The following is a 13,159-nucleotide window of genomic DNA, read 5'->3' on the forward strand; positions in this document are numbered from 1 at the left end:
AACATTTTAAAAAATGATTCATCTTATAGTAGGTAATACAGGTTCTGGAAAAACCACCTATGCTAACGAGTTAAAACGACGAATTAACGGTTTGGTATTTTCTATTGATGTGTGGAATAACACATTGTTTATGCCAGACAAAAAGGAAACGGATGGTTTAGATTGGTTTTTAGAGCGCATAGAACGGTCCGAACGTGTAATGTTAGATTTAATTCATCAGCTCGAAGCGTCAAAGACAGACGCGATCTTAGATTTAGGATTGGCTAAAATTGGCCATCGCGAAAAGTTTAGAAAATTTGCAGAAATGAATAACTACGAGATAAAACTCCATTTTTTAGACGTTCCTAAAGCCCAACGTTTAGAACGTGTGATGAAACGTAACCAAGACAAAGGTGCTACTTTTGAGTTTGAAGTGACTAAAGAAAACTTCGATTTTATGGAAACTTGGTTTGAGCATCCAACCGAAAAAGAACTGAAAGATGCATTTGTAATTTCAGAATAAAAATGAATCTAAATTTGAGGTTTTAGGCATTTTTAGAGCTCAAAATCATCCATTACAGCATGAACTGTATTATCATTTCGTTAAGATAAGCGACCTAAATTAAAGTACACATAATTAAATATCACTTAAATTTTTGAAGTCATAAATCTGTACATACAGTCCTTCAAAACCTTTTAATCCACTTTCCTATTCGCTATATTTAAAGAACTCAAAACTTTAAATGTCATATGCGAATAGGAATTATTATTGGAAGAATTGGAGGTGTCGATGGTGTAGCGCTCGAAACCGAAAAATGGATAGATGTATTAAAAAAACTAGGACATGAAGTCTTTATTATGTCTGGCGAATTTGAATCTTGGGACATGGATTACGACCACGATTACCTGTATCCACCTTTATCTTTCTTTTCCGTTGAAGCAGAATGGGGACAACGTAAGGCCTTTTTTGAGCCAGACGACGACCCTTATCCTTTGCTAGGTCACGTTGAGGATGCTTCAAATAAAATTCATCAAGCCATGGAAGCTTGGGTTTTAGAAAAACGCATAGAAGTACTGCTTTCTGAGAATGCTTCGGCTTTACCTTGCCATTTATCAATGGGAGTTGCCATTAAAAAATTAGTTAAATCTACAGGTTTACCTATTGTAACACACGACCATGATTTTCATTGGGAACGTGGCGAACGTTACGTCTCTGTGCATCCAGAAATCAATAAGTATGTAGATGATAATTTTCCATTGTTATTACCAGATGTTAGGCATGCAGTCATTAATACATTTGGTGTAGAAACCTTTAAAAACCGTTTTGATATTGATGCTATAATGGTACCAAACGTTATGGATTTTAATCGCGTGTATGGTGTGCCAACGCCAGAAAACGAGTTTTTCCTTAGAGATGTTGGTGTTTTAAAAGACGAAATAGCCTTACTGCAAGTGACACGTATTGTAAGACGAAAAGGGATTGAAACGGCCATTTCTTTAATAGACCAACTAAACGATAAAAAACTTAAATTAGTTATTACAGGTAATAATAACGATGATGAAAACAAGACCTATTACAATGAGTTAATAGACCAAATTCACGACTTAAATTTATCGAGCCAAGTCATTTTTGCAGCACACAAAGTTTTAGACCATAAAGATTTATCAGATGTGTATGCACACGGAAGAGCATGTACCTATTTTAGTACCTATGAAGGTTTTGGTAATGCCTTTGTAGAAACCGTTTTAGCTAAAAAACCAATTTTTGTGAATGATTACAAACCAGTTTATAGTCAAGATATTGGTAACAAAGGTTTTGAAACGGTCATGATTTCAGATGGAAATCTTACACCAGAAAGTGTTAAGCAAATGTCTGATATTATTTACAACCCAAAACGCTGTATTGAGATTGGAGAATACAATTTTGAAATTGGTAAAAAACACTTTTCGTATGAAGTATTAGAAGAAAAGTTAAGCCAATTATTTACATTTTAAAATTAGAACATGACGACTGATAAGAAAACAACAAAAATTACAACGATTTTAAATACGCTTAAAAATGAAAAAATAAATACCTGGTTTGACTTAGGTTTATTCATGGATAAATTTAAAGAGCAGAAAAAGACATCTGCTTTTAAAGGCAATGCGTCCACTTTTGATACACATATTGAAAAAGGAGGTATCGCATTCCTAACCTTTTATTTTACCATTGATGGTATTACGGTAGAAACCGAAAAGTATGCCAAAACTTTTAAGAATATTTATCCGAATATTCCAGTGCATTTTATTGCTGGAGAAATTAAGGAAGAAGCCGATGAGTTAATTCCTAAAGATGCCTTCAAAAAAGTAATTCCAGAAATGGAAGCTTTTGATGCTTGGCCTTTGTACGAGGATTTCTTCAAAATTAAAATGGAACGTGGTAGCGAAGCTTACAATAATCTTATTGGTAAGTTTTGGGCTGAGGTTTTAGTACTTGTAGAAAAATTAGGAAGTTATATTGAGGAGAATAACATTTCCATTTTATACCTTATTAATGTCTGTTCTAATCCTGGTAACGTGTCTTTGGCGTTGGCAACGGTTTTAATTTCAGAATATTTAGGCATTCCTGTGATTAATAATAATCACGATTTTTATTGGGAAGGTGGTAATAGAGAAGTAGAAATTAAAAAGAAAGGTCTTAAAAAAGGACCAAGAGATTTCTTTTTTCACAACGCACATGTTGGCGAATTTTTCTCAATTATAGAAACCATTTATCCATGGGAAAGTCGCTCTTGGATGAACGTGAATATCAACAGAATTCAGCAAGACCATCTTATCAATGTTAATGGTCATAATCCTGCAAACGTAGCCTTATTGGGTACTGCAGTAGATACCAAGTTACATGCCATGAGTAAGCGCGATATTATTAAAGCGTTTATGCAAGTGTCAACCATTTTTGCCAATAAAAAGGAGACCATTACAGTACACACAGCGGCACATCATACAGAAAGTAAACGCTCTTTAAAACCTATTTTATTAGGTCATAAAACCATTAAGAAATTCGATTTTGTAAACAACAACATTGTCTTCTTACAACCAACACGTGTTATTAGTAGAAAGTCTATTGAGTTAAATTTCAAACTCATTAAACGTTTATTTGCATACGATTCTTTTGCAGAAAAATTCATCACTAATCCGCAATTAAAATTATCCTTAATTGTTTCTGGACCCATTCCTCATGGTCAACAAAACTATTATCACGACTTAAAAAAGGATTTCAAAAAATTCTTAAAAGAGCTTCCAAAAGAATTTAAATCGCGTGTATTACTTGGTTTTTTATTTAGTGAATTCGATAAAAACGATTTTAAAAAGAAATTTAAAAAGCCATTAGATATCAAACAACTTTTTGATGTGGCTTCGCTTATTTTATTACCAAGTCAAACCGAAGGACGCGGTTTACCAATTATAGAAGCTGCAGCTTGCGGAACACCAATTTTCTGTAGACAATATGAGCCAAGAGAAGTGTATGATGAGGTTATTGGTAGACATTTAGATGAATCGCTTCGTCTTAATGTATTAGAATTTAAAGGGTCTAAAGTGCCAAAGAAATTGGCAGAGCGTATTTGCGACCATGTGTTTTATCCACAAAACAGAATGGTAGATGTAACACATAATAGAAGCGTTATTAAAAAACGTTACAGCCTAGAAGCCTTAGAGAAAAACATACGCTATATTTTGCAACGTATGTATTACCAATTGGTGTCGGTGTCTATTGAAGATAATCCGCAAGTGATTAACTTATTGAAACAATATAAAGCCTCTGTAGATTTTGAAAATGACGACCTCAATGCTATTCTCAATAAAAAAACCAGACATTATTTACCCGGTTATGGTCGTTTGTCTTTTATGCATTATTTGAAATCACTGATTGACCCAAGTTTCTTTAGAGTTGAAGAGCAATTGGTAAAAGGACGTGTAATGCGCTATGCCAGAACCATGGAAAATGATATTCCAGATTTGGTAAATACTAATCTTGAATTGATTCATAAATACTACAATGCTATTGATGATATTTTTAAATACGTAGATGGCGAAATTTCTATTCGTCACGACCATGCTTTGGCGTATCGTCATAGAAATAAGAAGTCGTATGCCTATCAAGCCTTTACACTGCAAGAAATTACAGGTTTGGTTAATATGATTTATACAGAGGTGTTTAAACCAAAAAATTTACCAGATTTAACCTTGGCACCACAGTTTTTTGCTGATTGGGAATTAGCCCTTTTTCAATTAACTAACAGTAAATATTTAGGCATAGATGACCGTAAAATATTAACCAAGAATTTAAAAAAGAATGTGCCTAAAGGCTATTTTCCTGGTCGTTATATTAAGCATGAATTAGAGTATTTTGTATTACAACCCATTCGTGCTCAATTAAATTTAACCATTCAGCAAGAGTTAACCTCAGAAATACTGGATGCCAATGTAGATAAGTTAGAAAAAATCTACATTTTTATTCACGAACCACGAATTACAAAATGGTTCTCTAGTGCAGATATTAAAGACTATTTAGAAAGCGGAAAAGAGCCAGAATTAGGTTTGTTATATAAGGCTGGCGTTGTTCGTATTATTGAAACCAAACAATGGTCAGAAGGTGTGCATTTTCCACAAATGGGACCAAAAGCCATTAAGATTTTACGAGATATTAAAGAGGCGAACGGCTTCTTAATTACCAATGGAGAATCGGCTGCCATGATGACCGATATTATTGAAATAGACCATTTCCATATCGGGAAAGTACTGTATGGTATGACGGCAAAAATTATGGGAATTCCTAAAGGGAGTGGCTTCATACAGTTTGTACCAGCAGGTGTGCGTACAACCTTAGCGTATCCTACACCAATACAAACCGCTAAAGATTTTGATATCGTTTTAAAAAGTGATTTGTATCAAGATTTAAAAGATACGTTAAGCGAAAAGGAATTGCTAAGTATTATCACTAAAGATGCGATTGAAAACGGTACACCAATCGAAAAGTTATTACTTCAAATAAAAGAAGATTTAAAACTCACTAAAACAGAAGATAAAGTAAAATCATCGTATGCAGGTGGAGTGTATGAAGATGGTTTACCTTGGAGTGGTGTTTTAGCCGAAATTGACACCAAAAAACACCATTGGAAATTCGCAGCACATATTGCCAATAAAGAACCTAAAAATGTACCAGCACTTGTAAAAGAGTATAAGAAGAAGAGTAAAAATCCTAATAAAATTGAATTGGCTTGGAATGGTGGTTATATTTTAAATCCAGAGTTAGTTGGTAAACTCGGACTGCCAGAAACTTATATTGGGTCGCCTTTAGGTTTATTAATTATGGATAACAAAGTGTTTTGTCCACCACTTTTTAATAAACCTGCGTTTATCATTTATAAAAATGGTGATGTAGATATTAGAAAAGTGAATAGTAAAGCGGGTTTAACCATTAAAGGAAAAGAAAAAGAACTAACATTTACAAGTGATAATTACAATACGCATAGCGAAACAGAACCATGTTTTTACGATTTGTCATATACTGAAGAATCTTATGTTGGCAATGGCAATGTGATTGTAAGAATTGCGGGAAATACGGTAAAGGAAATTATAAAAACGAAGCCAAAAGACGATGTACGCGTGATTCCGGTTGGAATTACATTATCTATTCCTGAAGCTTTATTTTCAGATACCATGTTTGAAGAAGGTAAGCCGTTATCAATTCAATTATTAGAGCCAGAAGAACAGCCTTATAAATGGGATGAGATTTCTTATGCCATTGAAGCAGGACCAATGTTAATAGATGAAGGCCAACAAATTCTAAATATGGAAGACGAAGGTTGGAAAACCACGAACTCTATTAAAACACAAGCCGCACGATTAGATTTTACAGATATGCGAGGTCCAAAAATTGCGGTTGGTATTACCAAAGAAGGTAAATTAATGGTGTTGATGGTTAACGGTCGTATTAGAGAATCTGTAGGCGCTACACATTTTGATATGGTAGATATTTTACTAAAATATGGAATGGATAAAGCGATGGGCTTTGACCCAGGAGGAAGTAGTACTTTGGTTGTAGACGGAAATATTATGAATATTTCTCCATACAATAAAAATTACGAAAAAGACATTTATGCTTTACCACCTGAGCCAAGATTTGTAGCCAATGCCATTATGGGTTGGATTGAAGATTAACATGAAATACTAATTATAAAAAAGAGGCAAATAGTAATATTTGCCTCTTTTTTTTGCTCAATTTATTCGCGATGTCAGGTTGAGCGCAGTCGAAACCTCTTTCATTACCCAACGTCACTTCGAGTGAAATTTCGTTTTTTAGAAATTTAGTATCGAGAAGCTTTATTACTAACTATGGTTCTCGATACAATTTTTTCGTGCCTCAAAAATCACTCGAACAGACGATTTATTAGGTTATTTATACATGAATGTCAAGTTGAGCGCAGTCGAAACCTCTTTCATGCCCAACATCACTTCGAGTGAAATTTCGTTTTTCAGAAATTTAGTATCGAGAAGCTTTATTACTAACTATGGTTCTCGATACAATTTTTTCGTGCCTCAAAAATCACTCGAACAGACGATTTATTAGGTTATTTATACATGAATATCAAGTTGAGCGCAGTCGAAACCTCTTTCATGCCGAACGTCACTTCGAATGAAATTTCGTTTTTCAGAAATTTAGTATCGAGAAGCTTTAGGTCTAACCAAGGTTCTCGATACAAATTTTTCGTACCTCAAAATCACTCGAACAGACGATAGAGGTAAATTAAAAACAGGCTTTTCTGCATTTTTGAAACTTATCAACAGTCAACAGTCAACAGTCAACAGTCAACAGTCAACCATCAACCATCTATCCCAACAAATCCTCTAAAGCAGTTTTCAAATTCGCAAACTGAAAATTAAAACCTTCATTTTCTATTTTTTGAGAACTGACGCGTTGACTTTCAAATAAAAGCATATGCATTTCCCCTAAAACTAATTTCATAGCGAATTTTGGAATATTTGGTAAAATCAACGGACGATGTAACACATTAGCCGCAACCTTAGTCAGTTCCTTGTTAGTAACCGCATTAGGTGCGACACCATTATAAATACCTTCTAAGTTTTGTTGCACCGCAAAGACAAAGAGAGATGCTAAGTCTTTAACATGAATCCAGCTTTGCCATTGTTTTCCACTACCAAAAGCAGCACCAGCGCAAAACTTTATGGGTTTTACAATTTCTGGTAAAGCACCACCATCTTCGGCTAAAACTAAGCCAATTCTTATCTTGGCTACCTTACAACCTAAAGTTTTAAATCCGTCGACTGCGGTTTCCCATTCCTTAACGACTTTTCCTAAAAACGAATCTGACATTTCGGAAGTTGTTTCCTCATAATAATTAACTATACTTGTTGGATAAATTCCAATAGCACTAGCAGAAACCACGTGGTCAATCTTATAATTATGTGTTTTTATGGTGTCTTGAAGCAGTTGTGCAGTTTTCGTTCTGCTTTCTAAGATTTGTGTTTTGTAATCCTCTGTCCAGCGTTTAGAAATAGAAGCACCAACCATATTTATGATGGCAGAAACACCTTCAAAACATTTGTGGTCAATCTCGCTATTATTCGGATTCCAATAAAAACCCTTGTAATTGGGAGCTGTACTAAGTTTCGATTTTGAAGTCGTTAAGTAATGTACATTAATGTCTTCAACATGACATTGTTTTACAATTTCTTGTCCTATTAATCCTGTTGCACCTGTTATTAAAACGGTCATTCTGCTTTTTTATGTAAAGATACGAAAGGTGTAAAGGTTCTGTAAGTGTTTTGTTAGGATTTAACGTTTGAAATATTGAAGCAAACGCTTCCATCAGTTGAAGTGATTTTGCGGTACAAAAAAATTGTATCGAGAACCTTATGGTTATGGATGCTTCTCGATACAAAATTCCTAAAAAGGGAATTTCACTCGAAGTGACGATAAGGTTAATATATGTTTAGAAAATATTAGCTATTGAATATAAACGTCAGTTCGAGTGATTTTAGAGGCACGAAAAATTGTATCGAGAACCTTATGTTTATAGATGTTTCTCTATACGCAATTCCAAAAAAAAGGAATTTCATTCGAAGTGACTTTAAGGTTTATTTTCCTTTTTTTTGGCTCGTAACATTTAGTTCACTGTTCGTTCACTGAATGTTTCGTTGCTCTCAACATTTAGCTCATTGCATGTCGCTGAATGTTACGAGCTCTTTTTTAGGGCTCGTAACATTTCACGTTTCCCAGGAGGTCCAGGTAAACGCTCAACAATAAATCCAACGGCTTGCATAGCACGTCTAACGCTGCCTTTGGCAGAATAGGTTACTAAAATACCATTGTCTTGTAAGGCGTTATACATTATTTTAAAAATATCTTCGGTCCATAAATCGGGTTGAACGCGAGCACCAAAAGCATCAAAATAAATGATATTGTAGGCATTGACAGCTGTAATATCTTTAAAGAATTTCTCCTGTTTTTCTAATTTAAAATCTGGAGTGATATCGTGTGGTGTTTCCCAAGACGTGCTATGTAATGTATTAAAAACAGCTTCGTGAGATTTAGAAATTAATTCCACATAATTAAGCTGGTTAATTTCTTCAAGTTGAACAGGATAGGCTTCAACACCAGTATAATGGAGTTTTAAATTTAATTTTTCGGCTTCAATTAAGGTTAAAAATGCATTGAGACCTGTACCGAAACCAATTTCTAAAATGGAAATTGGTTCAGATTTAGAAGCATGTTCTATAGATGCTGAATCGAATTCGGCATTAAAGAAAAGCAAACCATGTTTTAAAAACACGTGGTTTGCTTCTTGTATAGCACCATGAATGGAATGGTATTGCTCGTTCCAATCTTCTATTTGAATGGTTTTAGAACCATCTGAGGTGGTAATTATTTTTCGCTTCAATTTATTGAATCAATAGTTTTTTAATCTTTGGTATTGGTCCTGTACATTCCGTTTTATGGCAACCTAAACAATTATTAATTGATGCATTGTAGCGTTCTTTTAAATCTACATTAGAGATGGTATCTATAATGGTGTGTTGCGACTCAATAAATACATTTACAAAACTATTCCAAGCAGCTGTTCTTCCTTTTTTATCAGTCATTTCTGCCGAATGTAACTTTGCTAAATCCAAAGGCAAATGCGTTGGCGTTTCGCCAGCCACAATTTGTGCTTTTAACTGTTGGTTATAAGCATACATGGCGTTCATTAAGTTTGCCATTTCAGAAGGTTGATACATGTCGTATTCAACCACTATTTTTGTGGTTGGTTCGGCTACTTTTTGTTCGTTTTTACAATTTAATAAGAGTAGAAATGAAAGTAAAACTATACTAAGACTTTTATTGTTGTAATAAAACGCCATCAGCTTCAAAACGGTATTCAAACTTAGGTTCTGTAATTTTATTTACTTCTTCTTCAGATTTACCAGCATCTTCTGCGTAGTGTCTTAATTCATCTACAGACGTTTCAGAAACAAAAGCTTTACCATGAATTACAACTTCACCTTCCGCATTTAATGGCATAAAGAATCCGTAATCTTTAAATTTTACCATGATCTCTTCGGTACCAGCATCAATGGTCATCCAACACCCTTTTTTAGAGCAAACTTCAATAATTTTCCCTTTCATTTTAGAGTTAATAGTGTCACCTGCTTTAAGTCCTTTATAGTGTTCTACCATACGTTCGGCAGATAAGGCATCGCTATCAGAGATTTCTTTACCAAAAGAAGCATAAGCTATTTCCTTTTTAACTTCTTCTTTAACTTCAGTGCTCGTTTTTGCTTCATTTTTACAAGAAAACATGGCGAAACAAATGGCAGAAAGTAAAATTATTTTTTTCATTATTGATAGATTTTATATTGAATTTTTATCGATTTGTAAATTTACACAATTTTAAGGAATATTACTTTTTTTTAACGCTATTGATTATGTATTTTTGTAGTTAAACATCATTTAGTTATGGCTATTCAGACAGAGAATATTAGCATTGAAAAATCTACAACTACAAAGATTAATGAGGTAGATTTTAGTAAGTTAGATTTTGGTAAAGTGTTTACTGACCATATGTTTGTCTGTGATTATGAAAATGGTCAATGGCAAGCGCCTAAAATTATGCCGTACCAAGCGATGACATTTGAGCCTTCTGCTCGTGTTTTTCATTATGGACAAGCAGTTTTTGAAGGTATGAAGGCTTATAAAGATGATCATGGTAAGGTGTTTCTTTTTAGACCTGAACAAAATTTTGAAAGAATCAATAAATCTTCAGAACGCTTGGCTATGCCTGCTTTTCCTGAAAATTATTTTTTTGAAGGTTTAGAAGCTTTATTAAAATTAGATAGCGATTGGATTAAGCCAGGTTTAGGCAATTCATTATATATACGACCTTTTGTAATTGCAACTGAGCCAGCGATTTCTGCATCGCCAGCAAATACATATCGTTTTATGATTATTTGTTCACCAGCACAATCGTATTATAACTCGCCAGTTCGAGTTTTAGTAGCAGAACAGTTTAGTAGGTCTGCCAATGGTGGTGTAGGTGCGGCAAAAGCAGCTGGTAATTATGCGGCTCAATTTTATCCGACAAGCTTAGCTCAAAAAGAAGGTTTTCAGCAAATAATCTGGACAGATGCAGATACACATTCATTTCTAGAAGAAGCTGGTACGATGAACGTGTTTTTTAGAGTAAATGACAAGTTGATTACAGCACCAGTTAGTGATCGTATTTTGGATGGAATAACACGTAAGAGTATTATTCAGTTGGCAGAGGATCTTGGTATCACTTGTGAGGTAAGACAGGTCAAGGTTGATGAAATTAAGCAGGCTGCGAAAGATGGAAGTTTAAAGGAAGTGTTTGGTGCAGGTACAGCGGCAGTGATAAGTGAAATTTCAGCATTTCAACATAAGGATGAGTTATTTGAGATTTCTGGCGTTGGTGCAGAGGATTCTTATGCCAAACTATTTAAACAAACATTATTAAACATACAATACAATGTGTCTGATGATGCACATGGATGGAGACGTGAAGTTAAATAATACACCTTATATACTTATATAAAAAAAGCAGCCAATTGGCTGCTTTTTTTTAGGATTCTAAAATCTCTTTTATGTTGGGTTTAAAATAATTTGGGCCTTTTAAGACTTTACCATCTTCTCTATAGATAGGTTCGCCATCTGCACCTAGTTTACTCATGTTACTGCGCTGAATCTCTTCAAAAACTTCTTCTATTTTGTGTTGCATACCATGTTCTATTATAGTGCCACACAAAATATATAACATGTCACCTAGCGCATCAGCAACTTCAACCAAGTCATTATTGTTTGCAGCTTCGAGATATTCCTCGTTTTCTTCACGCATTAACTTATAGCGTAGCATATTTTTGTCATGTCCTAGATCTGCTTTAGGCGTTTCGCGATGTCCAATTTTAAAAGCCGTGTGAAATGCTTTAACTGCATTAATTTTGTCTTGCATAGTTGTGAGTTTAATTCCTATTTTTGCATAAAAATAAGAAGATGTTTAGTACTGGTCAATTGATTTTTGGAATATTATTTTTTATTGCATTTGTGCTCATTGTAGGTTACCAGTATCGTAAAGATCTTAATCTTCACAAAAAATATTACAAAGGGACAATTTGGGTGTTATTAGCATTTATTGGTTTCATAGCTATGATTGCGGCAATTAAGTTTGTTTTTATATAGCTACAGAACATGTTGCATAAAAAAAAGCAGCCATAATTTGACTGCTTTTAATGGACTTATTTGAAGTCTTTATGCTTTTGTTGCTGTTAAAGCGACCTTTATTTCAATGTCGTCATTGATAAATTTATCTCCTAAATTATCAAAAAATGATTTAGAACCATATTCAATATTCCATTTAGAACGATCTATTGTAAATGTTTCACTGGTTAAAGACAGCATATCATCTTTAATCTCTGTTGTTACAGGAAAGCTAATGTTGTTTGTTTTTTCTTTTATTGTTAAGTTTCCAGATAGAATGGTTTTACCTTCAACGGTACTTATACCAGTAACTTCAAATTTAGCTGTTGGGTGATCTTCAACATTAAAAAAGTCAGCGTTTTTTAAATGACCAACAAGTTTAGCATTACCTTCTTCTTCTGCTGGTATATCTGAAACAGCAATACTATTCATTTCAATTACAAAACTTCCACTTTCAATAGTAGCTTCGTTGAGATTTAAAGTACCTTCAGATAACGTAATTGTACCAAAATGAGATCCTGTTGGCTTAAAGCCTTTCCAATCAATTCCAGATTCTGCGGTATTAACATTGTATGTAATTGCAGTGTCTTCAGCAACTGCAGCTGCTTCGGCATCTTTTGTTTCGGCTTCTTTGGCTTTGTCGCCACAGCTTGCCATAGTTATTAGTGCAATAAGACTAAAAATTTTAAAAATTCGGGTATTCATATTGATTTGTTTTTTAGTAAAAGTTAATGTTAAACAAAGGTAGTGAATCGTAAGATCAAAAAATGATAAAAAAATGTTAATGACATTTTGACATTTTTATAATAATGGCAGTACTTTTGCGAATTCTAAAACCTAAGATTAAAATAGAACTCAAGATGAGTAAAAAAGATAAAGATACAAAAGTAGAAGATCCACAAGTTGAGGATCAGGCCACAACAACTGCAGAAGCAGAAGTAGAAACACCAGAAGAACGTTCTCCAGAAGAGCAATTGCAAGATCAATTAGTTGCTGAGAAGGATAAATTTATGCGTTTGTTTGCTGAATTTGAAAATTATAAAAAGCGAACCACTAAAGAACGCATAGAGTTATTTAAAACAGCAAGTCAAGATGTAATGGTGTCTATGTTACCTGTTTTAGATGATTTTGAGCGTGCATTAATGCATATAGAAGACGATAAAGAAGCCGAAGAATTAAGAAAAGGTGTGTTGTTGATTTACAATAAATTGGTAAACACATTAGAGCAAAAAGGCTTATCTAAAATAGAAGTGAATAAAGGCGATACTTTTAATGCAGATGACCATGAGGCTATAACTCAAATTCCGGCACCATCAGATGATTTAAAAGGAAAAATTATTGATGTGGTAGAACACGGTTATAAATTAGGAGACAAAGTTATACGTTTTCCTAAAGTCGTTATAGGGCAGTAAGAATTTAGAATACAAG

The 13,159-nt window shown here is 33.9% G+C and carries 11 protein-coding genes; 5 read left to right on the top strand and 6 right to left on the bottom strand.

Annotation, left to right across the window (positions count from 1 at the left end; genetic code table 11):
- The first annotated feature begins 13 nt into the window (after window positions 1-13).
- The 3 genes from HNV08_RS06005 (at window position 14) to HNV08_RS06015 (ending at window position 6,180) form a co-directional block, all read left to right on the top strand.
- Window positions 14-502, top strand: a complete 489-nt coding sequence (locus HNV08_RS06005) for an AAA family ATPase (protein WP_173280270.1) — start codon at window positions 14-16, stop codon at window positions 500-502.
- A 227-nt stretch (window positions 503-729) separates the two neighbouring features.
- Window positions 730-1,974, top strand: a complete 1,245-nt coding sequence (locus HNV08_RS06010; protein WP_173280271.1) for a glycosyltransferase family 4 protein — start codon at window positions 730-732, stop codon at window positions 1,972-1,974.
- Between the two features lie 9 nt (window positions 1,975-1,983).
- Complete coding sequence (locus tag HNV08_RS06015; protein ID WP_173280272.1) at window positions 1,984-6,180, top strand: phosphodiester glycosidase family protein; 4,197 nt, start codon at window positions 1,984-1,986, stop codon at window positions 6,178-6,180.
- A gap of 670 nt (window positions 6,181-6,850) precedes the next feature.
- Here HNV08_RS06015 and HNV08_RS06020 read toward each other — a convergent pair.
- The 4 genes from HNV08_RS06020 to HNV08_RS06035 form a co-directional block, all read right to left on the bottom strand.
- Window positions 6,851-7,756, bottom strand: coding sequence for a TIGR01777 family oxidoreductase (locus HNV08_RS06020; protein ID WP_173280273.1), 906 nt, complete (start codon window positions 7,754-7,756; stop codon window positions 6,851-6,853).
- Between the two features lie 460 nt (window positions 7,757-8,216).
- Complete coding sequence (mnmD, locus tag HNV08_RS06025) at window positions 8,217-8,921, bottom strand: tRNA (5-methylaminomethyl-2-thiouridine)(34)-methyltransferase MnmD (RefSeq protein WP_173280274.1); 705 nt, start codon at window positions 8,919-8,921, stop codon at window positions 8,217-8,219.
- Window position 8,922: 1 nt separating this feature from the next.
- The gene (locus tag HNV08_RS06030; RefSeq protein ID WP_173280275.1) at window positions 8,923-9,381 is read right to left on the bottom strand and encodes a hypothetical protein; all 459 of its coding nucleotides are present in this window, start codon (window positions 9,379-9,381) and stop codon (window positions 8,923-8,925) included.
- Entirely contained in the window at window positions 9,359-9,859 is a 501-nt protein-coding gene (locus tag HNV08_RS06035; RefSeq protein WP_173280276.1) for a DUF4920 domain-containing protein, read from the bottom strand. The genes HNV08_RS06030 and HNV08_RS06035 overlap by 23 nt, the downstream gene beginning before the upstream one ends.
- A gap of 117 nt (window positions 9,860-9,976) precedes the next feature.
- Here HNV08_RS06035 and HNV08_RS06040 point away from each other — a divergent pair, with 117 nt between their 5' ends.
- Window positions 9,977-11,050, top strand: a complete 1,074-nt coding sequence (locus tag HNV08_RS06040; protein WP_173280277.1) for a branched-chain amino acid aminotransferase — start codon at window positions 9,977-9,979, stop codon at window positions 11,048-11,050.
- A gap of 49 nt (window positions 11,051-11,099) precedes the next feature.
- Here the strand turns inward: HNV08_RS06040 and HNV08_RS06045 are convergent, their stop codons facing one another.
- Window positions 11,100-11,486, bottom strand: a complete 387-nt coding sequence (locus HNV08_RS06045) for a pyrophosphohydrolase domain-containing protein (RefSeq protein ID WP_173280278.1) — start codon at window positions 11,484-11,486, stop codon at window positions 11,100-11,102.
- A 296-nt stretch (window positions 11,487-11,782) separates the two neighbouring features.
- Window positions 11,783-12,436, bottom strand: a complete 654-nt coding sequence (locus HNV08_RS06050) for a YceI family protein (protein WP_173280279.1) — start codon at window positions 12,434-12,436, stop codon at window positions 11,783-11,785.
- Window positions 12,437-12,591: 155 nt separating this feature from the next.
- Here HNV08_RS06050 and HNV08_RS06055 point away from each other — a divergent pair, with 155 nt between their 5' ends.
- A complete protein-coding gene (locus HNV08_RS06055; RefSeq protein ID WP_173280280.1) occupies window positions 12,592-13,143 on the top strand; it encodes a nucleotide exchange factor GrpE in 552 nt (183 codons plus the stop codon).
- Window positions 13,144-13,159 lie beyond the last annotated feature (16 nt).

This window comes from Winogradskyella eckloniae, assembly GCF_013249045.1.
Classification (GTDB): Bacteria; Bacteroidota; Bacteroidia; order Flavobacteriales; family Flavobacteriaceae; genus Winogradskyella; species Winogradskyella eckloniae.

Excerpts from the sequence above, each read along its gene's own strand:
- HNV08_RS06020 (WP_173280273.1), bottom strand. The coding sequence starts at position 7,756 with ATGACCGTTTTAATAACAGGTGCAACAGGATTAATAGGACAAGAAATT.
- HNV08_RS06045 (WP_173280278.1), bottom strand. The coding sequence starts at position 11,486 with ATGCAAGACAAAATTAATGCAGTTAAAGCATTTCACACGGCTTTTAAA.
- HNV08_RS06015 (WP_173280272.1), top strand. The coding sequence starts at position 1,984 with ATGACGACTGATAAGAAAACAACAAAAATTACAACGATTTTAAATACG.
- HNV08_RS06010 (WP_173280271.1), top strand. The coding sequence starts at position 730 with ATGCGAATAGGAATTATTATTGGAAGAATTGGAGGTGTCGATGGTGTA.
- HNV08_RS06030 (WP_173280275.1), bottom strand. The coding sequence starts at position 9,381 with ATGGCGTTTTATTACAACAATAAAAGTCTTAGTATAGTTTTACTTTCA.
- HNV08_RS06040 (WP_173280277.1), top strand. The coding sequence starts at position 9,977 with ATGGCTATTCAGACAGAGAATATTAGCATTGAAAAATCTACAACTACA.
- HNV08_RS06050 (WP_173280279.1), bottom strand. The coding sequence starts at position 12,436 with ATGAATACCCGAATTTTTAAAATTTTTAGTCTTATTGCACTAATAACT.
- HNV08_RS06055 (WP_173280280.1), top strand. The coding sequence starts at position 12,592 with ATGAGTAAAAAAGATAAAGATACAAAAGTAGAAGATCCACAAGTTGAG.
- HNV08_RS06005 (WP_173280270.1), top strand. The coding sequence starts at position 14 with ATGATTCATCTTATAGTAGGTAATACAGGTTCTGGAAAAACCACCTAT.
- HNV08_RS06035 (WP_173280276.1), bottom strand. The coding sequence starts at position 9,859 with ATGAAAAAAATAATTTTACTTTCTGCCATTTGTTTCGCCATGTTTTCT.